The organism is Nitrosomonas sp. (assembly GCF_022842015.1).
GTDB lineage: Bacteria > Pseudomonadota > Gammaproteobacteria > Burkholderiales > Nitrosomonadaceae > Nitrosomonas.
In genome coordinates this window covers 1-25,378 of record NZ_JALHQJ010000047.1, presented here as the reverse complement: position 1 = coordinate 25,378, position 25,378 = coordinate 1, and the positions used below count along the sequence as shown (strand labels likewise).

Genomic DNA, 25,378 nt, shown 5'->3' with positions numbered 1-25,378 from the left:
CATATTCAGAAACTTGCCATGTTCCATCTTGAGTTTTGGCCAGTGTTACTGTCTCCAGAATCAAACCTTTTTCAGTAAAAGTTGTATAGAACTGTAAGATTACATAATCCCCGTCAGGAAATCCCGATAATGATTTTGCTGCGCTTGCTGTCGCAATATATCGGGTATTCATGGCGCCACGCGATGACCTAATTGCAGTCAATGATTTGATCCATTCCGCTTCGGGTGTTTTAGCTCTTAATAGTGGAGATGAGTTTTCCCAGCTTTCTTTATATTGCCCACGATCAACCGATCCTAACCAAGAACGCGCGCTACTTTCAACCTTTTCGAGAATATCACTCTTTTCGGCATACACCGTATTGGTAAATAAAAGTAACAGAAATATCGCAAATAATCGTTTTATCATGAAGAATCTCTAAATTTTTTCGTGTAACGTCATTACCTTGTTTGACTAGGTATGGGGGAAAATATTTCCCACCAGCCAGATAGAAGAAATTCCTAACAAAATAAGAATAACTTGCTGGATGGTAGCATGAATCTCCGGGCGTTTATGTAAGCTTGGAATCAAATCCGACATGGCTACATAAATCATGCTCGCTGAAGCAATTCCAAGTAATGGCAGGATCAAATAATCCATTTCATTCAGCATAAAATAGGCTAGCACACCGCCTACCAAAGTAGCTAAACTAGACACTAAATTCATTAGAAATGCCATGCGGCGCGTATAACCAGAATTCAGCAGAATAATGAAATCACCCGCTTCTTGCGGTATTTCGTGAGCAATAATTGCAATCGATGTCACAATGCCTAATTGGACATCTACCATGAATGAAGCTGCGATCAGAATACCATCGACAAAATTATGGAAGGTATCCCCCACGATCACCATCATTCCACTGCGTCCATGATCATGTTCAGGAAGATTACCTGGGGTTGCCGCAACACCATGTAGTGGATCATGTGCTTCACAATCCTCTAAATGACAATGTCGCCATAACACCAGTTTTTCCAGGATAAAAAAAACTAAGATACCGAATAATACAAAGATGGTTACTTGCGTTGGATTATCTGAATGTTCAAGTGCTTCTGGCAAGGTATTTAAAAAGGCAACGCCTAATAATGCACCAATGGCATAGGATATGAGTACTGAGAGCCATGACACACGGGCGTTGAATGCCAATATTGCGGCAACAAACAAACTCAATACGCCGCCCAGCAAACTGACAGCAATAATCCAGGTAAGCGTTGACATAGCACGAATTAAATAAGAAAGGCGGGATTATACGCTGTTGCAGTGCAATAAATAACAAGTTAAGGAGGAGAGTTTTATTCAAACCAGATTAAAGCGGCCATGCGTCCGGTTACACCATCCCGACGATGCGAAAAGAAACGCACAGAATCGCTGAAAGTACAGATCCCTCCACCATAAATCTGAGTAATGCCACTGCTTGTCAAACGTTGGCGTGCCAACAGAAAGATATCCGCCAGCCATTTTCCTCCTTGTTGTCCGCTCTTGGCTACAAATCCTTGTTTCGCCTGTGTGTCATACTGAACAAAGGCTTTGTACACATCGGGGCCGACTTCAAAGTGATTCGGGCCAATTGCTGGCCCCAGCCACGCTATCAGCTCACCATGATCTGCTTGCATAGCTTTGATAGATTCTTCAATAATACCTCCAGCCAAGCCGCGCCAACCGGCGTGTACGATACCCACTGTAGTGCCCGCTGTATTACATAATAATACCGGCAAGCAATCGGCAACCATTACAGCGCAAACCGTTTTTCGCTTGTGGCTAAAAACCGCATCTCCTTCTGGAATTTTCGTTGTCGTCTGATCTATCGGGATCGGTACTGTCCCGTGTACTTGTTTTAACCACCTAGGCTCGGCAGGTAAGTAGCGGCGCAATAAAGTCCGATTTTTTGTGACGTCGGCCAAATTATCATAAACGTGTGTACCGAGATTCAGCGAAGCATAAATACCATTTGTGTCATGACTCACACCGCCTGCGCGAGTTGTAAATAGTGCTTTCACATTACTGGGTGCAGGCCAATCAGGAACGATCCAATCATGCATAGTTATCCAATTTCACCAATATTCAGAAAAGTGTCGAGAAGCATCATTTGTGGTTCTCGCAGCCATTAAATTGTAATAATTAGAGCGCCTGCTCACAACGAATTAAACCTAAAAATAGATATTTCTGAGTTAAAATATTATTAATGAGGTCACAATCTATTTCAATGCGTGTTGCATTGATTACTGAATCCCGTTAATAACCCCGATAGTTGATAATAACAAGCCCAATATAGGTGTAATCAATGAATTATATAAAAAACTCAATTAATACAATGCACAAAATTTTCGTGTGTGCAATCATGCTCATCTTTTTATTAACATCCTTTGCCTATGCTTCAACCGAAGATGAAAGCGAATTTCTTAAAGCTGCATTTTCTGGAAATATAGAGGCTATTAAGCAATTATTGGAAAAAGGCGTCAATGTTAATTACCAAAACGAAATGGGATTTACTGCGCTCATTGTGGCTTCCCAATTTGGACATGCCGATATTGTCGATCAATTGCTGGAAAAAAATGCTGATGTAACTATTAAAAATGCTGGTGATGTAACTGCATTGACCATTGCTGCAAAAAATGGCTATGCTGACATCGTTAATATGCTGTTAGCCAAAGGCGCGGATATTAATGCGCAAACCACCGATGGTATTACGCCGTTGATGCTGGCAATACAAAAAGGCCACGAAGCGATCGTCGATATGCTACTTGAAAAAGGTGCGGATATTCATCTGCAAACCCAGGAAAAACTTACGGCCTTGATTATTGCCGCACTGGAAGGCAGAAGCGCCATCGTCGACAAGCTCCTGGCTAAAGGCGCAAAAATTGATGTGCAGGCGTCCGACAATACTACCGCGCTATACATGGCTGCAAGAAACGGACATACGGCAATTGTTGAAGCCTTATTAGCAAAAAACGCCCCTGTTGATCTGATAGCCGTCAACAATACCACGCCATTGTATGTCTCTGCACAAAATGGCCATCTTGATATTGTCAATGCTCTGCTGGCAAAGGGCGCTAAGGTTGACGCAAAAGACGAGAATGACGCAACGCCTCTGATTTTGGCGTCATTAATGGGTCATACTGAGGTAGTAGAAGCTCTCATCAAACATGGCGCTACGGTAGACCATCAAGCCAATAATGGATTTACTCCGTTGATTCTGGCCGCGCAAAACGGGCACGTGCCGGTCATAGAAATCTTACTGGATAGCGGCGCTAAAATTAATCGTCAAAATGACGATGGTGTAACCGCATTAATGTGGGCAGGCTTACACGACCATGCCGATGCGGTAAAATTGTTATTGGCCAAAGGTGCTGACATAAAGATTAAAAGCAAAACCGGAAAAACCGCGGTTGAGATTGCCAAAGACCCTGCCATCATCGAGTTGCTGCAAGCTGCTCAATAATTCGCAATGCCACTTATGAACACGATGTCTGAGAATAACTACTCACTTCCTAAAAAAAGTATGATATTCGCGCATCGTGGAGCGAATCGGGAAGCTATGGAGAATACCCGTAATGCTTTTGACAGAGCATTACGATATGCCATTGATGGCATTGAAACCGATGTGCAATTGAGTCGGGATGAAGTCACTGTGCTGTGGCATGATCGCTTTCTCGATAAAATCAGACTGAACGATAAACGCATTGACGATTTCGATTATCAGCAACTACAAACGTTGATCAATTCAGGTTCTGAAAATGAAGGCATCATGACTCTGCAGGACTTTCTAATCACCTATCGCAAATGCTGCCGCTTATTGATCGAAGTCAAAAGCCGTGACTGGGAACCGCCTGCTCGCCACCAAACAAAAATGCGCCAAACGCTGGATTTGATTGGCAACAACCCTGAGCAAGGCATGCTGGTTTCCTCCTTCAATCTTGCGAGCCTTGAATATGCCCACTGCTACCGGCCAAGGGTTCCATTGGTTTATAACTTTGAAACCGAACAAACCATCGTCGATGCGCGCCAATTACTTACTACCCATGATTTTCTGTATGGTTTTTGTCTACCGATTGCAAGCGCTGATCAAGCAATGGTCAATTTATTGCATGATCAACGCAAATGTGTCGGTGTATATACCTGCAATAGTGAGGCTGAAATCACTAAAGCTTTGCAGCTAGGGGTTGATATCTTGATCAGCGATTTACCTGACAAAGCGCTGATACTGCGCGATCAATGAAACGTGATTTTGCAGCATTATCCGCTCAACCATTCGATCTTTTGATTTGTGGCGGTGGTATTTACGGTGCCTGGACAGCGTATGATGCCGCACTTCGCGGTCTGAAAGTGGCTATCGTCGAACAAAACGATTGGGCCAGCGGGACATCCTCAGCATCGACCAAATTGATTCATGGCGGTTTGCGTTACCTGGAAACATACGATTTCAAGCTAGTGAGAAAATCACTCCAGGAACGAACTATGCTGTTGCACGTAGCGCCGCACCGTGTATGGCCGTTGCACTTTGGCGTTCCGGTTTACGCACAACAGCGCATCAACCGATTGCAATTGAAACTGGGCTTGTCGTTGTATGATTATTTGGCCAGCGATGCAAATGTGTCCATGCATCACCGTTATTATGATGTCAAGAAATTTAACGCGCATTTTCCTATGGTTAGAGAAGATAACTTGAAAGGAGGATTCACATACGCTGATGCACAAACGGATGACGCACGGTTGACCTTGGAATTGATTGCAGGTGCCCAAACAGTCGGCGCTTGTTGCGTCAATTATTGCCGATTAATACAACTATCGGAGACAGATGGCAAAGCCGATGGCGCAATCATTCAAGATCAACTTACTCAAAATAAACAAAGGATCGATGCCAAACAAATTGTTTTTACGACTGGACAATGGCTGACTAAGGAAGCGCCAAGCAACGCATGGTGTCGTCTCGCCAAGGGGGTTCATCTTGTCATGCCCGCTTTGTTGAATGCTGAAGCTTTGTTATTGACCACCGAATCGGATGGCCGCGTATTTTTTATGATTCCGTGGTATGGTTTAACGCTACTTGGAACAACCGATACCGATTTCAAAGGCGATGTGGAACAAGTTACGGTTGAAGACAGCGACATTGATTATTTGCTCACCGCTGTCAATAGTTATCTGAGCACACCGTGGACGCGCAGCGATATCATCGGCAGTTTTGCGGGTGTGCGGGTTTTAAAGCAGAATACATCGACAGCTTCCTCCGGTTCACCTTCAGCTGTTAGCCGCGATTGGGAATTAAAATCTGCTCCCAACGGCGTACATTATGCCATTGGTGGAAAAATCACTTCGTCGCGCCAGGACGCTACGCGTATCGTCGATGCAATATGCGCACAACTGGGTGTTTCACTGCCTTGTGCGACTCAGGATCGTTTGTTCCCCTGGGCGCCGCAGGAAAATTTCATAGTTTGGTCTGCCCGTATGTCTGACCAAGCGGCGCAACTAGGTATTGATGCGGAGAGCGCACATTGGTTGTTGCGTCGCCACGGTGTGCGTAGCGTAGATATTTTCCAACGTATCGAAATGGAACCTGATTTGGCGCAACGAATTATTCCTTCGTTACCATTTCTTCGTGCTGATTTGATGCACTGTGCAGCAACCGAGATGGTGATACATCTGGATGATTTGCTGCGCCGTCGCATGCCTTTACTTATATTGTCAAAAATCACCGAAGATCAAGTGCTAAAAATTGCTCAATACATAGCTGGCATTTTGAACTGGAGCAGTATACAAATTTCGCAGGAAGTTACGCGTTGCGACAGATACCGGGTCATGCAGTGACCGTGGCAATCGCGCTCGACTTGGGCACGACATCCATCAAAGCTGCTCTAATGGATCAACAAGGAATGCTCCAACACATCGTCACTCATCCGGCACCTGCCATCGACAACTGGAATGGGCGATACGAAAGCGATGTGCTGCACTATGTTGCGACTGCTGAACAGGTCCTCAAAGAATGCCTTGCACAAACCCATGACAAACCGCCGTTAGGATTATGCAGCCAACGATCGTCTTTCCTGCTCTGGGATAAAACCACCGGTGAACCAGTAACGCCATTAATATCCTGGCAAGATGATCGAGGTACGAGTTGTTGTGATCACTTGCAGGCATCGTCAGACACCATTCACAAACTCAGCGGTTTGCAGTTAACACCCTATTACTTTGCAACTAAGTTGAGTGTGCTGTTACGGGAAAATCCGGCATGGCGAGATAAGCTTATTCAAGGCGAATGGCTGACCGGTATGCTGGATACATTTTTGATTTGGCGCTGGACAGATAAGCAGCATTTTGTCACCGATGCATCCATGGCTGCGCGCACGCTGCTGATGGATATTTATCAGCAACAGTGGTCAAATGCTTTATGTCATTTATTCGATATTCCCCATTTAATTTTGCCGCATATCAGACCTTCAGCCGGATTGAATCTTGCTTTAAACAATGGCTTAATCTTACAAGCCAGTGTTGGCGATCAATCGGCGGCTCTGATTGCCAGTTTGACTGACAGCCAGAGCGAAGCTTTGGTCAATCTTGGCACAGGCGGTTTTGTGATTCGTTCGCTTGATAAAAAGGAAGTAGCATTTGATGGTTATTTGCAAACATTAGTTTTTCAAAACGAAAACCAGCACGTACAGTTTGCTATTGAAGGCACGCTCAACTCAATTGCTACCGCGCTTGCATCTTATCCGATAAATGAGTGTTGCTTTGAAGATCTGGCAGGCAACAATATTTTTTGTTTGGCTGAACCCAGTGGCTTAGGAGCGCCTTATTTTCGCAAGGATTGGGGTATGCATTTTTCTCAACCTGTCACCGGACTTACCTCACGGCAAGTTGCTTCATTGTTGCTCGAAGCGATTGTTTTCCGGGTTGTGCGTATCCTAGAAGAATTTCACCAGCATGCACCGTTAACTCGAGCTTATTTGTCTGGAGGCTTATCCGAGCTACCCTGTTTGCAATATGGCATCGCACAATGTACTACCTTTCCGGTTTATCACCTGCAACAAAAAGAAACGAGTCTGCAAGGTGCTGCCGTATTGGCCTCTGGATTTAAAGCAACCTGGCGCCGAGAAATGCATAAAGTAGAAAGTAGGCAAACGAACATCGCGCTCTTGAAAAAATATCGACGCTGGAAAAAATGGTTGGATGTTTTATTAAGGACCCCCCGGGGTTAATCCTAAAAAGTCTACCCGAATGAATAACCAATCCTGTAAAATCCGCATCGCGAGTATCACTTTTTTGCGCAATCAAATCATTTATAATTTATTGTCATCCATTGCATAGTCTCATGATATTAGTTGCATATCGTGAAAATTGATTCTGTCATGCGATGATGTTTAACCTTTCAAAAGGAAGCCTTATGACAACCAATATACCTGGTTATACCTATGGCAGCGCTTCGCTGCAAAAATCTCCCGTATCCATAGATGAATTTGCCAAGCTGAAACAAGCCAGTCTGTTTGGCGATGACGACATACGTTATCTAAAAATGTCGCATGACGTACTGAAAGATCAGGTCGAGCAAATCCTGGATGTATGGTATGGTTTTGTCGGCTCAACCCCTTTCCTGCTGCACTATTTTACCAACGCGGCCGACGGTCAGCCCAACATGGATTACCTGGCTGGCGTACGCAAACGCTTTGGACAATGGATTTTGGATACCGCCAACGCCGAGTACAATCAAGACTGGCTCAATTATCAATATGAAATCGGATTACGCCATCACAGTTCGAAGAAAAACACCACCGACAACGTAAAATCCGTACCCATCATTCATATCCATTATATTTTTGCGCTGCTGATCCCGATTACTACCACGCTCCGCCCGTTCTTGGAAAAAGGTGGCCATTCTCGTGACGATGTAGATCGCATGCAAGATGCATGGCGCAAATCGGTGCTGATGCAAGTAATTCTGTGGTCACAGCCTTACATCAAATCAGGCGAGTTCTAATCTTTTTGGGAGAGTATTTTTTTTGCTCTCCCAATAAATATACTTAAAATTCATTTTTTTTTAAAAATTCTGTTGGTACATGCGCCTATCCATCGTTATTCCTGCTTTTAACGAAGAGCAACTGATTCTGGATTGTTTGAATTCTATCCAAGAATCCATCAAGGCAAACCCAGAACCCGGTTTCACCTATGAGGTCATCGTCGTCGATAACAATTCAACGGACAAAACGGCACAGCTCGCTACACAAGCCGGTGCGACAGTGGTATTTGAACCGATCAATCAAATCGGGCGTGCGCGTAATGCCGGCGCAGTAGTTGCCACTGGAGATTGGCTGTTGTTTGTCGATGCCGACAGTTTATTGAACTCAGGTATGGTTGGCGATATCCTGCAAATGATCGAAAGCAAGAAATATGTCGGTTGCGGCAGTATCATGCACATGCCAAATTTACCTTGGTGGGGCAATGCTGTAATGCAACTTTGGACCGCGCTATCAATCACTCTCCTTTGGGCATCCGGTGCACTGGTGGTATGCCGCACCGACGCATTTCGCGATGTCGGCGGGTTTAACCAGGAGTTATTCGCCGCTGATGAAATTGATTTAAGCCAATTGTTGAAAAAATGGGGGCGTAAGCGCGGCCTGAAATTCACCATCCTCACTCGCCACCCTCTGGTCACGTCACCACGCAAAGTGCAACTATACACCGGACGAGAAATTGCCATGCAATTCTTTGGCGTATTGTTTAGTCCTCGTAAGGCATTGAAGAGCAAGAAGAAGCTGCCGATTTGGTACGATGGAAGACGTTAGATTTTCTGCTTAGATCACATCATAGTTCTCATATTTCTGCTTAAAAATTAGAATATGTGGATTCACAGTTAGTGTTCAGCTAACATCAGCATCTACTCTCTGTTTATGAAATAAGGGGAAATTACCCTGTTATTTTTTGTCAGGATGTGACAAAAAATGTCCATCATTTTCAGCAGGGGGTTAGTTATTAGAAAAAATCGCACTATTACAGAAATAATGTCTTGTTACCGCATAAAGCTTTTGCCCTCCGGATTCCTCTCTATAGCAATATTTGTACAACATCCGTTGTTTTTAAAAGTGCGATACGCGTCGTGAAAAATTAAATTGTGGCACAGTTTGTGCTTAATTATCATTGCAATATGAAAAGGGCAAACTCTGCGAAAGCAGAGGGCGCAAAGTCACTGATCTAAAGGGAGAACATCCCAATGATGGCAGGGCTGCCAGGCAACGCCACTTGTTTTACTCACGTATGTAGTAGACAGGTCACGAGTAATAAAACTTCAGAGCGTACCCATGCAGTTCCTTTCTTGAAACTCTAAGGAGGAATTATTTATGAAAACTAATGATCAATTTCTGATTATTAATTCGGAAACACTAATCACCAGCACGAGAATCAGACAAGCGTATATATTAGTAACTGCACTATTGTTCATTTTTAGTATGATTATAGTGCCCTTGAATGCAGTAGCAGCTCCGATAGATCCAACTGCAGTCAAATGGCATCCAGGACACTATTATATAATTAAGGGTTCCAGCAAAAATAATTCCACCTACTTGTCACAAGTATATAGTGAGCTTGATGCAACACCCGCATTGAAAGGAATGATGATCCGGTACTTCTGGAATGATCTGGAAAAATCAAAAGGTGTGTATGATTTTTCATCCATCGATAAACGGCTTGCTGAGCTGTCCGCCAGGGGGAAACGTCTGGTTATTCAGGTGCAGACAAAATCATTTAATAAGAGACAAGTTGTACCAAGCTATATGAAGACTGCTGAGTATGAAGGTGGAGAATTTTACACGAGTGATTATGGCAGTACTGAAATAAGAGGACGTAATATCAAATTGTGGAATCTCCAAGTGCGTAATCGCCTGACTGCCTTATTTGATGCAATGGGAAAACGTTACAACTCGCATCCTTACTTTGAGGGTATCGGCATGATAGAAACTGCTTTTGGACAGCCTATTGAGCCAGTTTCAAACGCTCAGATTAATGGCTTCTATGACAACAAGATCATTGTGCATCAGAAAATGCGTCAGTTTTTCCCCAATACAATGACGATTCAGGAGGTAAATTATCCGCGTCCAATTCTCACATCATTCGTAGGCAGCCTTAAAGATATCGGGACGGCATTGAGTAGCCCAGATCTTTTTATCGAAGAAAAAGGATTGCTCTTTGAAGCAACGCAATATGATCCTCACCAAGGTGTTTATAATTACTATTCAGATTTTGCTGGCATGATCCCCATGATTCCTACGGTTATGTCAAAGAATTATAAAAATACGAAAGGTGATGGAAGTGGTTATGTGCCAACTATTTCTCAGATTCTGGCTTTTGCGCGAGATAAATTAGAGGCGAATTATATCTTTTGGACGCGGGAAGTACATTATATGCAGGTATTGGAAGTGTTAAATCAGAATGCGCAAAAGAATTTTCCTGCAGGCGGATTGAATCCCGCTTGTCCGGCTGCATATTCATCTTGTGTGAATTAGCAATAATATTCCCGATAAACTCGCGGGATAAGGCTGTGATTTATCATGATATTAGAGAGCTGCAATGTAGATAGGAAGTGACAACTGGAAATACTAAATTTCTTATATATGACCAATGTGTTTTAAACAAGATTTTCTCAGTTATGGAGACCTATCTACGGCTGTAGCAATGACAATTAAGTATTAAAATATGAAAAAGGCAAACCCTGCGAAAGCAGGGGACGCAAAGTCACTGATCTAAAGGGCAAATGCTCCAAGATGGCAGGACCGCCAGGTAACGCAACTCGTTTTACTTACACATGAGGAAAGGCGAGTCTCAAGTAACAAAACTTCTGAGCGTATCCACGCAGTTCCTGCCTTTTAACTAAATTAAAAGGAGGAGTCAAATGAACATCATTCCATAGCAGCGACAGACACAATCCTGTGTCGCAATTTGAAAAAGGCAAACTCTGTGAAAGCAGAGGACGCAAAGTCACTGATCTAAAGGGCAAATGCCCCAGGATGGCAGGACTGCCAGGTAACGCAACTCATTTTACTCATACATGAGGATAGTTGAGTCTCGAGTAACAAAACTTCAGCGCGTATCCATGCAGTTCCTACCTTAAACTTTAAGGAGGAATTAATTATGAAAACCAATGATCAATTATTGGCTATCAATTTGGTAACACAAACCACTAGCACGAGAGTTAAAAAAACACACATCTTAGTAACGACGTTAATGCTTATTATAAGTATGGTTCTAGCTCCGTTGAACGTATTAGCAACAACAGATCCTACTGCGGTCAAATGGCATCCAGGCCATTACTATACGATAATGAGCTGGGGGAAAAACAATTCTCCATATCTATCACAGGTATATAGTGAAATCCAGGAAACACCAGCATTACGCGGAATACAAATTCGTTATTTATGGGCAGAGCTAGAAAAATCAAAAGGTGTGTATGATTTTTCATCCATTGATAAACGCCTCGCTGAACTGACTGCTAGAAATAAACGACTTGTCATTCAAGTGCAAACAAAATCGTTTGATCCAAATTGGAAGCTCGTGCCGGACTACTTAAAAGGTGCTGCATATGAGAATGGGCAGTTCCCTTTTTCTGATTACGGCTCAACCACTATTAGGGGATATAACATTAAGTTGTGGAATCCCCAAGTGCGGGATCGTCTGATTGCCTTATTTAAGGTACTGGGAGAGCGTTACAATTCGCATCCCAACTTTGAGGGTGTCGGTATGATTGAAAGCGCTATGGGACAACCGCTTGAGCCGATCTCCAGTTCTCAAGCGGATGAATTTTATGTGAATATGATTCAAGTGAATCAGAAGATGCGATTGTTTTTCCCCAATACAATGACGATTCAGGAAGTAAATTATCCGCGCCCAGTTCTCAATTCACTCGTAACTCAACTTAGGGATATGGGAGCAACACTGAGTGGTCCAGACACTTTTCAGGAAGAAAATAGCCTGAGTTTTAAAGCTACGCAATATGACCCTAATCAGGGAATATATAATTACTATTCAGAGTATTCTGGCATGATGGCCATGGCGCCATCGGTTATGCCAAAAAATTATCTGAACACGAAGAATAATGGAACTGGCTATGAACCAACTATTTCAGAGATTCTGGTTTTTGCACGTGATACTTTGCGCGCTAACTACATTTTTTGGACGAGGGTTCCAGATTACTACGAGAAGGTATTGGAAGTATTAAATTGGACGGAGCAAAGAAGCGATCCTGCTGGTGGATTGAATCCCGTATGTCCAACAGCCTATTCGTCTTGTACTGACTAGTAGTCTTTTTTGATAAATTGACGAGAAGCCTATACTTTTACAGTATAGGCTTCTGTCTTCCCGAGCTTCGCGAAGATCATTGTTTTGAGTCAAGTAAGATAGATGCTAATTTTTTTATGACAATCGTTAATATTGAAAATCCATGCTCCTTAATCTTTAGTAACTGATGCGATGCAGGTGCGGAATAAACATCGCTTGGTTTACTATCATTTACCCGGTCGTGTCGGTAATCGTCGATGTTCGCTTCTTGGATGCTGTAACAACTGACAAGCACGGCGGAAAGTCAGCAGTGTTTTTTGTGCATAACCCAGAACTGTATCGGAAGAATAGCCATTTGTTGTATCTTCTAAGCTCACACCTGTCGGTAATCCAGTCAACAATGCCAACCCCTGAGTAACATGCTGCATCGTATGGATTGTAAATAAACCTTGTTCTACGGCTTCAATAACCGAGCGATCCAGCATTAGATGTGGTCGATTCTGATGGGGAATCAACACTCCTTGCTCACCGGTTAAACCCATTTTATCGCACAGTTTGAAGTAACCTTCAATCTTGTCATTGATGCCTCCAACCGGCAAGACTTCGCCATATTGATTCAAAGCGCCTGTCACGGCAATGCTCTGTTTTAGCGGCACATCTGACAGCGACGACAGCAGTGCATAAAATTCGGCACAAGATGCAGAATCTCCTTCTATGCTGGTGTATTCCTGCTCAAACACAATCGATGCACTAAGCGCAAGCGGTGCAATATGGGCAAATAGTCCAGTCAGGTAGTTTTGTAATATCAACATGCCCTTATCATGAATCGGACCAGACATATCCACTTCGCGGGCAATATTAAGTATCCCGTCCTCTCCCGCGAATACGCGCGCGGTGATACGTATCGAGGTGCCAAAACTGTGATCGCCCAAATCAATCTGCGTCAGTGCGTTAAGTTGACCCACTTCCATTCCCTGCACTGTAATAGTGATTTCGCCCTCAAGGATACTTTCCTGTAAACGTAAATCGGGATAATTATGACGCAGTATACGTGCTTGAAGCGCTGCTGAAACATCGGGCACTTCTACTATTCGGCCGTGACGTGCTTTGCAAAATGCGGCACTTTCCAGCAGTAGCATTTCAATGCGCGCGAAAATAGCGCTTTGACGCTTTTGGTCCTCCACTTCTCGGTGCGACTCTTCCAGCAAACGCGCAACCGAAGCCGCCGAGAAATGTGGTAGTTGCGCAACAGCACAGACATTTGCTACGAGTACAGCCGATGCTTGATAAGTTTTTGTGCTGGCGACAAAGCTTGCGGCAAAATCAACTTTTACCCTGAATCGTCGCATAAACTCTGGATCGATTTCCTGCAAATCGTAATATGCATCACGCGATCCGATCAGAATAATTTTGACATTCACTTCCACCGATTCGGGCTCAAGGGACACGGGTGTATTGGAAGTTAATGCGGAGCCTGGTTCTTCGATTTGCAGCCGCTTACTACGCAAGAATCGCCGCAATCTTATCCATAATGAATCATCGTTTAGTAAATCATCGAGGTGCAACATAAGAAACCCGCCATGTGCTTTTAGTAAGCTACCGGCACGAATGCGCATAAAATCGGTTTTTAGCTTGCCATTTTCGAATTGATAATCGATGCCGCCAAACAATGCATATGCGGAGGGATTGTCCTCAATAAGGACCGGCGCACCCTGCACATCCGCATTATCTACTACCAAGTTGATCTGATAGCGGGAGAAAATCTGATTTAGTTCTGTATGCCGCTTTTCTTCCTCAATATTATCCGTTTCAAACAGCGCCAAATTGTCGAGGATATCCGATTCCATTTGCGCGAAAAAAGTCTTCAATTGCTTGTTGTGCCTTAACTGCTGTTGTAACTCTTTTTGGATTTTTTTTGATTCAAGACTCAGTAAAGGTTGTACGAGACGTCGTTGCAATGCGGACAATTCGTTATTTCTCTCTTTCTCTACCTGCTTGAATTCATCAAGATACTGTGTAATCGCTTCACGCAATGCCTGCTCGGCTTGCTCTATTTCGATCCTGTGTGCCTTGGGCAACTTTAATAAATTCTCTGCTGTGAGAATCTCGCTCTTTTCATCCAGCAAAGTAAAAACGATCTGCTCGTTTTCACGATGTATGGTGTAATGCAGGGATTCAGCAAACTTATCCAACTTGGTGTAAGCTTGATCGGCTGCTGTTTTAAACTTCTTCTCGATGTGATTGCTGTTAAGCTTGAAATCCTGCCCGCTCAAGCATTGTGCGATATCAGTTGGTAACGATTTCGCCAATCGCAGCAGTAACTGACGCAACACTCGACCTTGCCCGGAAGGTAAGTGCAAAGCCAATGGCTTTTCAGGTGCGATAAAATTGTGTAAAAAGCACAAATCTGGTGAAGAATGCCTTTCGGCTGCTGCGGAAATCATCGCTTGATGCAGTAAAGTAGTGCGTCCCGATCCCGCTTCTCCTAGAACAAATAAATGATAATCCGGCTGCATCATACCTAAGCCAAAGCGCGCAGCTACTTCTGCTCGTTCCTGTCCAATCCAGGATAACGGGCGTTGCAATAACTCCGAAGTATCTGAAAATTCCAATGAATCCGGATTAATGGTAATACGTAATTGGGATGGATCTAACACGTGAGTCGACATATTGGGATAATGATCCGAGGACAATAATGTTTCGTAAATTGCCCGTATTGTACCTATTTAATAGGTACTGAAAAATTTTTGTCAATTGTTATTGGAGTAGTAGTTTTACTGGATGGGTGTTAATAGAGATATATTCTGGCAGCTTGATCTTTCTCCATCAGAAGATTAGAGAATATTACAGTTTTTGCTATTCGGTAATTCGATTAGAGTGAGCAATAATGAGTGCAATGCCGTGCTTATGTTCAGGCCATTGATGACCCTGATCGCCAGTTTGCGGTCACTAGGATGGGTGATGTCTTTCCATAATATAGCTAAGAAATATCAATAATCACAGCTACCAATTGAAGCGACTTACTCGGTGCACATGTCGAGTTCGTGTAGTATATCGAGAATGTTGTGGTAAATTCATGTCAGGTTATCGTTGATGCTAGTGTAAGCGCTGGGTCAGTGGAATCAAGCTGTATCAGCATGTCTGCTTTAAACAAATTGGGCTGATGAACCGTACTGCTTCTCGTACTGCTTCTTAGTATTCTTAGTCACCGTTTCGACCAGTAATTACATGGAAATGTAACATCTTCGGTCGAAATGGTGAAAGTATCTGACGACCTATTTCAAATGATTGTGCTTACTTCAGGGATGTCTAGGTATGCCTCCTGTTTATGGTCTAATTTTATATTACGGACGTGCGCATCCTGAATCTTCCTGAACTACGTGAATCTTGTTAGCCGCAAGTTCTGTAAGGCTTGTGTGAATACCGGAAGGCCATTCCACAGTTACCGATTCGGCAATTAAATTTTTTGCCAGACCAAAATGCAGTCGACGATCATCTTGAACACCATTGCGCATACCCCCTGCTTGCAGGCGGGCTTGCTTGATCCCGCCGGCCGTGACTATCACGCGTGCACCGATACCATCGCGATTAGATTGACAGCCTACAAGATCAATTTTTAGCCAATGATTACTTCCGCCCTTGTTGCGCAAGAGAAATTGGCGTCCGTAATTAAATGGGTATTCAAGTCTTCCTCCGTCGGTAACTAGCAGGTCGAGATAACCATCATTGTCGTAGTCAGCCATACTGACTCTTCCGCCGTTGCCAATATTTATGGTGTTTGCTCCGCCTGCATTGAACACAGGTATAAATGTCCCACCAATATTCTCGAGTAAAATATTGTGTCTATTGCGAAGCCCGTTAGCGCATGTAATATAGACATCGAGATCCATGTCATTGTCGAAGTCGCCGACAGCGATCGAACGACATGAATCTGCTAAGTCATATCCAAAGTTTTCAGCAACAATAAACTCACCTTCGCGTCGGGTTAGCATCACCAGTTTGCTACCAAGATCTTTGGTCCAAAATTCACGCCCATCTGAAGCAACTTTCTCAAATATACTATCGATCGATACAAATTTTGCTCGAAGATTATCTGCTCCTTGAATCTTAACTCGCCACTCTCTGATACTCGGTACCCATCCTATATAAATGCCTGGTGATGCCTGCAGTTCCGAGTTCACGATGCCGATCATGTCAGGATTGGCAGAATCCAATATCAATTGGATAGTATACCGTTTCTCGCCGTCGACAACCTCGGGAACAAGCTCTGCTACCTGAATGCCAGACTTGCCAGCATGAATCATACTCGGAATCCAAGGATCAAATGCTCCATAAATTTGGATAAACAATTTGGTTGGTCCATTGAACCAAAAATTCAGGCTTCCTTTTTCTATTGACGACATTCCATGTGTATCGACAAGAACTTGGCGGCGGGTTTTTTTGTTAAGTATCCACGAACTAACCGTTGGGGCCTGCAAAACTAATAGATCATCTTCAAGATCTCCATCAAAGTCTGCAACTGCTACATCCTGTAAGTATCTAAATTGATGGCGAGATGTTTTAGGTATGGGCAAAGGCTTAGTGCTCCCGAGTCGATATAGTTCCTGAGGATAAAATATCCAGCCGGATGTTAACAAGTGCACAGCCGAATCGAAGTAAGCCAATTGGGTAAATTCTCCGATAGTCTTTTTTGTCATGCCGGGAACGGGACTAAAAGTTCCGTCCCTTTGCTGCAACATCAGTCGGCTAGGTCCTAGATCGTCAAATGGACGTTTCACATTGGTCATGTAAAGATCCAGCAGACCATCATTATTCCAGTCCAGCCACAGTGGCGTCCGCCCACGTCCAAAACTATCATCCAGTCCAAGCACTGCGGCTTCATCGGTTAGCCTACTTGCATGGTTAACATAAAACGCCTTATTGTCGGCCGCAATACCTCCACGGTTTCCGTAAAGTTCTATGAGATCCTGATCACCATCATTGTCAAAATCAGCCCAAGCGCCGCCATGAGCATCACGTAAGGGATCTCCCTCCCAAAACTCACCCAGCCTTTCACTGAAGGTGCCATTACCATTGTTTATGTACAATTGAGGTCGCGTCGTATGGTTGCCGATCCAGATGTCAAGCCAGCCGTCACCATCAAAGTCGCCCCAAGCTGAACCGTAGCTTGTGTAAAGAGAGGTTGTGAGGCCCGCCGATTTAGTTTGATCCTCAAATGCAATTTCAGCGCTTAATGTTTGGATGTGTCCGAAGAAAAATAAAACAGAAAAACAAAATATTGTTTTTAGTAACTTACACATACATTATGTCCGCTTGGAGATGATTATATATTATTATAATATGAAAACTTAGATTTGAATTTTTCGTCAGAATCTATGAATGTGCTGTCGGAATTCATGATTGATTATTTGAGGGAATATAACCGACTGGCTGTTCTGCGCCCGAACCAAAGAAATGCGCTTCCAATTGCTCGGCCAAGTATTTGCGCGCTTTTGCATCCGAAAGATTTAAGCGATTTTCGTTGACTAACATGGTTTGGTGTTCTATCCATTGATGCCATGCTTCTTTGGAGACATTCTCAAAGATACGCTTGCCCAATTCTCCGGGGTAGGTTTGGAAATCCAGACCTTCAGCTTCGCGGCCTAGTTTGATGCATTTTACTATCCTTGTCATTTGTGCTCCAGATCAGTCAAAAAAGGTGTTCAAAAAGAAAAAACCGTTATTATGAGGTGTTCATTTCCTCGAGTAAACCATCTGCACATATATGCGTGGTAAAGCTACAAGTATTTAACTAATACCTTCGAGCGGCGCTGATAGTTATATAAATTCTGTTTGGCTCGTGGTAACTCAGCGGTTGTGGTTTCGCTAAAGCCGTGCTCAATAAACCAGTGTGTCGCGTGGGTAGTAAGTACAAATAAGATATCGATACCTTGAGAGATAGCTTCTTTTTCGATATGTTTGAGCAGATGGTTGCCGCGTCCTTGATCGCGATAATCCGGATGGATTGCCAAGCAGGCAAGTTCGCAGGCATGTTCCTCGGGAAATGGATACAGAGCTGCACAACCCAACATGATGCCGTCATGTTCCAGCACTGTAAAACGGTCGATTTCAATTTCCAGTAATTCACGCCCGCGCCTGACTAGAATGCCTTCGGCTTCCAATGGTTCAATCAACCGCAAGATGCCGCCAACATCTTCAATTTTGGCTTTTCTGAGCGCTTGAAGTGTTTCTTGCGAGATCATTGTACCGATGCCATGGTGTGTGAAAAGTTCTTGCAGGATAGCACCATCGTTACGACGATTGATCAGATGCGTACGTGTCACACCCATTTCACAGGCTCTGGTGGCCGATTGTAGTGATGGCCGGAGCGTATCCGGTATTAATGACATTGTTCCAGCGATTTTATTTTCTAAGAATAATTTACTTTCCGCGACAGTGAGCTCACGTGGCAGCGTTCCTAGCGTATCGGTTTCTGAGAATCTGGAATCCACGGTATCCAACAAAAAAATCAGTTTCTCGGCATTGAGTGCTATTGCGACTTCCGTCGCTACATTTTCCATTGTCAGATTGAAGATTTCGCCAGTTGGTGAGTAGCCCAATGGTGAAATCAGCGTTACATCGCCTTGCTCTAAACGCGAACGAATCGCTTGTGTGTTGATCCTCCGCACCTTTCCAGTGTGCATCAGGTCAACGCCTTGTATAATGCCATGTGGGCATGCGGTGACAAAATTCCCGCTGGCGACACGAATAACCGCATTGGCCATTGGTGAATTAGGTAACCCCATCGACAGCAGGGCAGCAATTTCATGATGCGCGCGTCCTACGGCTTCTTTGGCGCATTGCAATGCTGCGGGGTCAGTTACTCGCATGCCCATGACTGTTTGGGTTTCCAATTGTGATTCATCCAGACGCATTTGAATTTGCGGGCGTGCACCATGCACCAGTACCAACCGGATACCTAGACTGGCAAGTAAGTTGATGTCGTGAATAAAATGAACAAATTTTGCATCGGTGATCATTTCACCGCTAAAACCGAGGACGAAAATTTTGTCACGGAATGAATGGATATAAGGTGCGACCGAGCGGAACCAAGAAACAAATTCAGTCATGGAATCCATTTTACCGTTGGAAGTCATCATCAATAATCTCCCCAGAGTGCCTGCATCGCTGCAATAGTTGCTAAAGCTGCACTTTCGGTGCGCAGTATGCGTTTTCCTAGACGCAGTGGAATGAAACCGGAATGTAAAGTAGCCGTTTCTTCTTCTGGTGTAAATCCGCCTTCAGGTCCGATCGCAAGTGCTATATTGGTATCGGCGGATAGTGTAGGGATATTGTTTAAACCTTCTGTGGCGTTGGTAGATAGCATGAAATGCAGATCATGCTCGGAACGCATGGCTTTCTGTTGACTCATCCAATCCCATAGAGAAATTAACGGGAGTATTTGCGGTAAATGGTTTCTACCACATTGTTCACAGGCGGAGATGATGATTTTTTTCCAGTGCTGGAGGCGTCTGGAAGAGCGTTCATCGGACAAATGTACGATGCAACGTGCAGTGAAAATTGGTTGAATACGAGTTATGCCGAGTTCTACTGATTTTTGTATGATCCAGTCCATTTTTTCGTTGACGCAGATGGCTTGGGCGAGCTCAATAGACAACTGTGACTCCCTATCTATGTCGTGATAGGCATCAATGATTACTGTGGTGCTAGATTTGTTGATCGCTGCAATATGTGCAGAGAATTCTCCGCCAAGCCCATTAAATAACGTAATTGGTTCCCCATTCTTCAGCCGTAGTACGCGTGCTGCATGGTGTTTGTTTTCAGCTGATAATTCGATGATTTTTCCAACAATAATTTCCTCGGGATGATAAAAGCGTGCATGCATGATGGGCTGGGTTTAGGCAAGTGGCGGAGCAAGTGGAAAATTCAATAAATAGACTCATGATAATATAACATGTTATGAATCTAGCATTATTTAACTGGCATATAGATTTTAAAGGCAGCAAGCTGGGAAAGTAATTTTTGCAGTATTATCAAGAGTGGGAGAAGGCATATGGCAAGTTTGGAAACACCGGTGTGTGATTTTGGTTGGAAAGCTATTGATTTTGATTTGCCGGGTGTCGACGGCAAGCGTTATAACTTGGCTTCCGCCAAAGGTGAAAACGGACTGCTAGTGATGTTCATTTGCAATCATTGTCCGTATGTTAAGGCGGTGCAGGATCGTATTGTTCGTGATGTCAATGAGCTGAAGCTCCATGGTGTGAATGCTATCGCAATCATGTCGAATGATCCCGCAGACTACCCAGAGGATTCTTTTGAAAATATGGCCTTGATTGCGAAACAGTTAAATTTTCCTTTTCCTTATGTTTGGGATGAGACCCAGGAAATAGCCAAGCAATATGGGGCAGTCTGTACTCCCGATTTTTTTGGTTTCAATAATCAGCTGCAGCTGCAGTATCGCGGACGCCTAGATGCCTCGCGCAAAGAAGCGGCGCCCCCAGATGTTCGTCGCGATTTGTTTCAAGCTATGTTGCAGGTTGCCAAAACCGGCCATGGTCCGGAAGAACAAATTCCTAGCATTGGTTGCTCAATCAAGTGGCGTTCGGAGGCATAGTGCTAGAAAATGTTATCACTGCAGTGAGGGAAGTTGCTCAGCAAGTCGTCATGCCGCGTTATCTGCGAGTGGACCGACAGCTTAAAGCGGATGGTAGTTTTTTTACCGAGGCGGATGTTGCGGCACAGAATGCTTTACTGGATAAGTTGCAGAAAATTTGCCCGGCTGCTGCCATGGGTGAGGAAATGACCGAGCAGGAGCAGAAGGCAGAATGGATTGAGGGTAATACAGGATTGTGGAGTGTTGACCCGATTGATGGTACTTCCAACTTCTTTAATGGATTACCTTATTTTGCGATTTCAGTGGCTTTTATGGAGCAAGGAAAGGGCGTTCTGGGCGTGATTTATAATCCAGTGACTGATGAGATGTTTTATGCAACTCAAGGCGGGGGCGCTTTTTTGAATGGAGTCGCGTTGCCGCTCAAGCGATATGTCCCTGTATTATCAAGCGCGATGGCAAATATCGATTTGAAGCGGCTTGACCGAAAATTCGCAGCCAAAGTAGCTTCCTATCCGCCGTTCGCCTCACAGAGAAACTATGGAGCTTGTGCGTTGGAGTGGTGTTATACCGCCGCAGGTTATTTTGATTTGTATTTGCATGGTGGGCAAAAGCCTTGGGATTATGCGGCTGGATCGCTAATTCTCAAAGAGGCAGGCGGTAGTATGTGCGGTTTTGAGCACGATGATTATTGGGCAGGTTCGCCGTGGCATAGATCTGTGATAGCAGCATTGGATCCTGGGTTATTTATGCAGTGGCGCGATTGGGTACGTGAGAACCGAAAGGAATAGGTAATTGAAAATTATTATTCTGGGTGCGGGCCAGGTTGGTTCAACAGTTGCTGAAAGTTTAGTGAGTGAAGCCAATGACATTACCATGGTTGACATTGATCCGCAGCGTTTGGCATTTTTGCAAGATCGTTTAGATTTGCGCACCGTAGTTGGCAATGCTTCGCATCCTTCTGTTTTAGTCAATGCTGGTGCACATGATGCAGATATGGTGCTGGCAGTGACCGGGCACGATGAGACCAATTTGGTGGCGTGTAAACTGGCTGCTACTTTATTTAATACGCCCACTAAAATTGCGCGGATTCGATCGACTGAGTATTCGGCATATCCGGAAATTTTCTCAAGCGAAAATTTCTGTGTTGATTTTGCCATTAGTCCAGAACAAATCCTGACAGAGTATATTGAGAAGCTGATCGAATTCCCCGAAGCGCTGCAAGTGCTCGATTTTGCATCCGGAAAAGTAAGTCTGGTTGCTGTGCGTGCATTAAAAGGAGGATCTTTGGTCGGGCAACAGTTGCAGGAATTACGGAAGCATGTTCCCAATGTGGATTCACGTGTCGCAGCTATTTTTCGCAAAGATCGACCGATTATTCCCGAGGGGGATACCGTGATTGAAGCGGAAGATGAAGTATTTTTTATTGCTGCTACTGAAGATATTCGGGCTGTGATGCGGGAGCTTCGGAAAATGGATAAGCCGGTCAAATATGTGATGATCGCAGGTGGTGGGAAAATTGGCAGACGACTTGGCTTAACCCTAGAAAAAGATTATCAGGTCAAGATAATTGAGAGAAATCATCAGGCCTGTGAGCGTTTGGCGGGTGATCTGAGTAATGCGTTGGTATTGCACGGCGATGTGACGGATGAAACTTTACTGGACGATGAAAATATTGCCGAAATGGATATGTTCTGCGCGCTCACAAATGATGATGAAAACAATATTATGTCCGCATTATTGGCAAAGCGCATGGGGGCACATAAAGTCATTGCGCTTATTAATCGTCGCGCTTATGTGGATTTGGTGCAAAGCAGCGGGATAGATATCGCTATATCTCCCGCGCAAGTTACGATCGGTTCATTATTGGCTTACGTCCGACATGGCGATGTTGCCGCTGTACATAGCTTGCGTCGCGGTGCGGCGGAAGCATTAGAATTGGTAGCGCATGGCGATGCCAGATCATCAAATGTGGTTGGGCGTAGGATAGATGAGATTAAGTTGCCAAAAGGCGCGACAATAGGTGCTATTGTGCGTGGTCTGCCTAAATCGGAAGGACTGTTCGGTCAGAATTCGACATTGGAGCAAGATGAAATAACTCGCGAATTAAACAGTGGCGTCAAAGTCATTATCGCTCATCATGACACGATTATTGAATCAGAGGATCACGTGATTTTATTCGTGATCAATAGAAAGATGATTCGTGAAGTAGAAAAACTGTTTCAGGTTAGTGTTGGTTTTCTGTAGCCCAAGATCACATGAATCGACTTTTTACTGTTGTAAATGTACTGGGTAAGATGATATCGGTGTTTGGACTGACAATGCTTGTTCCTCTTGGATTGGCATTGTGGGGCAACGATGGCGCGCAGTTAGTCTTTGAAGAATCCATTTTGATTACTTTGAGTAGCGGTTTGATCATGTGGTTGGTGACACGCCGCTATCATCGTGAATTACAAATAAAAGACGGTTTCCTGCTGGTTGTTTTGGTTTGGTCAGTATTACCGGCTTTTGCTATGTTGCCATTGCTGTTTTACTTGCCGGAGCTCAATCTTAGTATGGCCTATTTTGAGGCAGTTTCCGGATTAACAGCGACTGGTGGCACGGTATTGTCTGGATTGGATAATCTGCCACCGTCTATCAATTTATGGCGCGGTGAAATGGTTTGGCTTGGAGGAATGGGCTTGATAGTTTTGGCGGTTGCGATTTTGCCATTATTGGGGGTGGGCGGTCGGCAGTTACTAAATGCTGAAATACCCGGACCTATGAAGGAAAGTAAACTTACCCCACGTATTGCAGAGACAGCTAAAGGACTATGGTCAATCTACGCAAGCTTAACCTTGATATGTGCTGTTGCCTACAAATGGGCCGGTATGGATTGGTTCGACGCCGTTATGCACGCTTTTACGACTTTGGGCTTAGGCGGATTTTCATCTCATGATGCCAGCTATGGTCATTGGGATTCGCCGCTTATAGAGTCAGTTGCAATCATTTTTATGTTAATTGCGGGGATAAACTTTGCTACACATTTTCTGGCTTGGCGGACAAAAAGTTTAATTTCTTATCGCTATGATTCCGAGGTGGGTTGGTATGCGATGATTATTTTGTTCAGCTGTCTTGGGTTAGCATTTTATCTATGGATTAACAATGTCTTCGCCGAACCGCTGATTGCATTGCGCTATGCTACTTTTAATGTGGTTTCAGTTGCAACGACTACTGGTTACAGTAATGCTGATTACAGTTTGTGGCCGATGTTTGCTCCATTGTGGATGTTGTTTTTATCCGGTTTTTGTACTTCCTCAGGCTCTACTGGCGGTGGCATTAAAATGATCCGTGCGCGCATATTGTATCAGCAGGTATATCGCGAAATCATTACGATCATGCATCCTAATGCAGTTATTCCAGCTAAGGTAGGTCGGAGCGTACTGGCTAATCGAGTTATTCTTGCGGTGCTTGTGTTTTTATTTATCTATTCAGCAAGCATTGTATTAATGGCATTGGCGTTAACATTAAGTGGGTTGGATGCTGTTACATCTTTCTCAGCAGCGGTAGCCTGCATTAATAATCTTGGCCCAGGTCTTGGGGGTATTGGGCCTGCAACGACTTATGCATCGCTGACAGACCTTCAAATTTGGATATGCAGTTTTGCTATGCTATTGGGTAGATTGGAGTTTTTTACAGTACTGGCTATTTTTGTGCCAGCTTTCTGGAGGAAGTGAGGCTTTACTTACTGACCGAGAAACTATGGGCAGTGATAATTTATTTTTGAGCAGTATAAGCACTTAATAATAAAAATGACCAATAATATGCTGCTTATAAGGCTTGCTTAATAATCATGAGGAGCTTGTATGGACAATACCGATGCTTTGAAAGGTACTAAGGTTATGATTATTGATGATAGTAGTACAATTCGAAGGAGCGCTGAAATTTTCTTAAAGCCATTTGGATGTGAAGTTATTCTAGCGGAGAATGGTTTCGAGGCAATGTCAAAAATTGTAGATAATCACCCGGATATTATTTTTGTGGATATCACGATGCCACGACTGGATGGCTATCAAGCATGTATGTTAATTAAAAAAAATCCAATTTATCAGTCAATTCCTGTCGTTATGTTATCCAGTAAAGATGGTTTGTTTGATAAAGCTCGGGGAAGAATAGCGGGATCTAATAGTTACCTGACAAAACCATTCACCGCTGATGGTTTATTTAGTATAGTACGAAATTATATCGCGTGATACACCGATCACTAGGGGATTAGGGTTTAGTAATAAGGATTAAATATTTGCACATCCACATTGATTATAGTTGTTAGCAATTGTATAAAAATGGAATTAAGCGAAGTGTGAGTAAAAGTCCTTTTAAAGAGGAAGGTAATTTTATGACAAATGACTTGACTTTGAACCCCAAGGTCGACTAGCCTGAGAGGTGTAGCTAAAAGAAGGGAAGAAATAGTAAAAGTTAGAGGAAGGTTTTGGCTACCGGAT

At 43.8% G+C, this 25,378-nt stretch carries 21 protein-coding genes and 3 riboswitches; of the genes, 13 read left to right on the top strand and 8 right to left on the bottom strand.

Going from position 1 to position 25,378, the window contains the following annotated elements; genetic code table 11:
- The 3 genes from Q0C11_RS09890 to pgeF form a co-directional block, all read right to left on the bottom strand.
- The coding region (locus tag Q0C11_RS09890) for a DUF4019 domain-containing protein (protein ID WP_293007494.1) at positions 1–406 on the bottom strand (406 nt) is incomplete at its 3' end.
- Positions 407–451: 45 nt separating this feature from the next.
- Positions 452–1,252 carry a ZIP family metal transporter gene (locus Q0C11_RS09885; protein WP_293007492.1) on the bottom strand — a complete coding sequence of 267 codons (801 nt, stop codon included), beginning with the start codon at positions 1,250–1,252 and terminating at the stop codon, positions 452–454.
- Between the two features lie 74 nt (positions 1,253–1,326).
- Positions 1,327–2,073, bottom strand: coding sequence for a peptidoglycan editing factor PgeF (gene pgeF / locus Q0C11_RS09880; protein WP_293007490.1), 747 nt, complete (start codon positions 2,071–2,073; stop codon positions 1,327–1,329).
- A 299-nt stretch (positions 2,074–2,372) separates the two neighbouring features.
- On the opposite strand from pgeF, the gene Q0C11_RS09875 reads away from it, so the two are divergent.
- The 8 genes from Q0C11_RS09875 (at position 2,373) to Q0C11_RS09840 (ending at position 12,307) form a co-directional block, all read left to right on the top strand.
- Positions 2,373–3,473, top strand: a complete 1,101-nt coding sequence (locus Q0C11_RS09875; RefSeq protein WP_293007488.1) for an ankyrin repeat domain-containing protein — start codon at positions 2,373–2,375, stop codon at positions 3,471–3,473.
- Positions 3,474–3,488: 15 nt separating this feature from the next.
- Positions 3,489–4,250: a glycerophosphodiester phosphodiesterase gene (locus Q0C11_RS09870; RefSeq protein WP_293007486.1), complete on the top strand. Its 762-nt coding sequence runs from the start codon at positions 3,489–3,491 to the stop codon at positions 4,248–4,250.
- Positions 4,247–5,836 (top strand): glycerol-3-phosphate dehydrogenase/oxidase, encoded by a 1,590-nt coding sequence (locus Q0C11_RS09865; protein WP_293007484.1) that lies wholly within the window; start codon positions 4,247–4,249, stop codon positions 5,834–5,836. The genes Q0C11_RS09870 and Q0C11_RS09865 overlap by 4 nt, the downstream gene beginning before the upstream one ends.
- Complete coding sequence (locus Q0C11_RS09860; RefSeq protein WP_293007482.1) at positions 5,809–7,224, top strand: FGGY family carbohydrate kinase; 1,416 nt, start codon at positions 5,809–5,811, stop codon at positions 7,222–7,224. The genes Q0C11_RS09865 and Q0C11_RS09860 overlap by 28 nt, the downstream gene beginning before the upstream one ends.
- A 185-nt stretch (positions 7,225–7,409) precedes the next feature.
- Positions 7,410–8,000, top strand: coding sequence for a protoglobin domain-containing protein (locus Q0C11_RS09855; protein WP_293007480.1), 591 nt, complete (start codon positions 7,410–7,412; stop codon positions 7,998–8,000).
- 79 nt (positions 8,001–8,079) lie between these two features.
- Positions 8,080–8,805, top strand: a complete 726-nt coding sequence (locus Q0C11_RS09850; protein WP_293007478.1) for a glycosyltransferase — start codon at positions 8,080–8,082, stop codon at positions 8,803–8,805.
- 357 nt (positions 8,806–9,162) lie between these two features.
- A riboswitch (cyclic di-GMP riboswitch) is annotated at positions 9,163–9,250 on the top strand.
- A 107-nt stretch (positions 9,251–9,357) separates the two neighbouring features.
- Positions 9,358–10,518 carry a glycoside hydrolase gene (locus tag Q0C11_RS09845; RefSeq protein WP_293007476.1) on the top strand — a complete coding sequence of 387 codons (1,161 nt, stop codon included), beginning with the start codon at positions 9,358–9,360 and terminating at the stop codon, positions 10,516–10,518.
- A gap of 188 nt (positions 10,519–10,706) precedes the next feature.
- Positions 10,707–10,793, top strand: a riboswitch (cyclic di-GMP riboswitch).
- Between the two features lie 156 nt (positions 10,794–10,949).
- Positions 10,950–11,036, top strand: a riboswitch (cyclic di-GMP riboswitch).
- A gap of 107 nt (positions 11,037–11,143) precedes the next feature.
- On the top strand, positions 11,144–12,307 hold the full coding sequence (locus tag Q0C11_RS09840; protein WP_293007474.1) for a glycoside hydrolase: 1,164 nt from the start codon (positions 11,144–11,146) through the stop codon (positions 12,305–12,307).
- 206 nt (positions 12,308–12,513) lie between these two features.
- On the opposite strand, the gene Q0C11_RS09835 is transcribed toward Q0C11_RS09840, so the two are convergent.
- From Q0C11_RS09835 to Q0C11_RS09815, 5 genes are all read right to left on the bottom strand, one after another.
- Positions 12,514–14,955: a Lon protease family protein gene (locus tag Q0C11_RS09835; protein WP_293007472.1), complete on the bottom strand. Its 2,442-nt coding sequence runs from the start codon at positions 14,953–14,955 to the stop codon at positions 12,514–12,516.
- 675 nt (positions 14,956–15,630) lie between these two features.
- Positions 15,631–17,586: a CRTAC1 family protein gene (locus Q0C11_RS09830; protein WP_293007470.1), complete on the bottom strand. Its 1,956-nt coding sequence runs from the start codon at positions 17,584–17,586 to the stop codon at positions 15,631–15,633.
- A 94-nt stretch (positions 17,587–17,680) separates the two neighbouring features.
- Positions 17,681–17,959, bottom strand: coding sequence for an oxidative damage protection protein (locus Q0C11_RS09825; protein WP_293007469.1), 279 nt, complete (start codon positions 17,957–17,959; stop codon positions 17,681–17,683).
- A 104-nt stretch (positions 17,960–18,063) separates the two neighbouring features.
- Positions 18,064–19,422 carry an amino-acid N-acetyltransferase gene (argA, locus tag Q0C11_RS09820; protein WP_293007496.1) on the bottom strand — a complete coding sequence of 453 codons (1,359 nt, stop codon included), beginning with the start codon at positions 19,420–19,422 and terminating at the stop codon, positions 18,064–18,066.
- A gap of 2 nt (positions 19,423–19,424) precedes the next feature.
- The gene (locus Q0C11_RS09815) at positions 19,425–20,171 is read right to left on the bottom strand and encodes a 16S rRNA (uracil(1498)-N(3))-methyltransferase (RefSeq protein ID WP_293007467.1); all 747 of its coding nucleotides are present in this window, start codon (positions 20,169–20,171) and stop codon (positions 19,425–19,427) included.
- 168 nt (positions 20,172–20,339) lie between these two features.
- Between Q0C11_RS09815 and Q0C11_RS09810 the strand changes: the two genes are divergently transcribed.
- The 5 genes from Q0C11_RS09810 (at position 20,340) to Q0C11_RS09790 (ending at position 25,129) form a co-directional block, all read left to right on the top strand.
- Positions 20,340–20,900, top strand: coding sequence for a thioredoxin family protein (locus Q0C11_RS09810; protein ID WP_293007465.1), 561 nt, complete (start codon positions 20,340–20,342; stop codon positions 20,898–20,900).
- Positions 20,900–21,688, top strand: a complete 789-nt coding sequence (locus Q0C11_RS09805; RefSeq protein WP_293007463.1) for an inositol monophosphatase — start codon at positions 20,900–20,902, stop codon at positions 21,686–21,688. Before Q0C11_RS09810 ends, Q0C11_RS09805 begins: the two co-directional genes overlap by 1 nt.
- A 4-nt stretch (positions 21,689–21,692) precedes the next feature.
- Positions 21,693–23,144, top strand: coding sequence for a Trk system potassium transporter TrkA (gene trkA / locus Q0C11_RS09800; protein ID WP_293007461.1), 1,452 nt, complete (start codon positions 21,693–21,695; stop codon positions 23,142–23,144).
- A gap of 11 nt (positions 23,145–23,155) precedes the next feature.
- Positions 23,156–24,613 carry a TrkH family potassium uptake protein gene (locus Q0C11_RS09795; protein WP_293007459.1) on the top strand — a complete coding sequence of 486 codons (1,458 nt, stop codon included), beginning with the start codon at positions 23,156–23,158 and terminating at the stop codon, positions 24,611–24,613.
- Between the two features lie 129 nt (positions 24,614–24,742).
- Complete coding sequence (locus Q0C11_RS09790) at positions 24,743–25,129, top strand: response regulator (RefSeq protein WP_293007457.1); 387 nt, start codon at positions 24,743–24,745, stop codon at positions 25,127–25,129.
- The last annotated feature ends 249 nt before the right edge of the window (positions 25,130–25,378 follow it).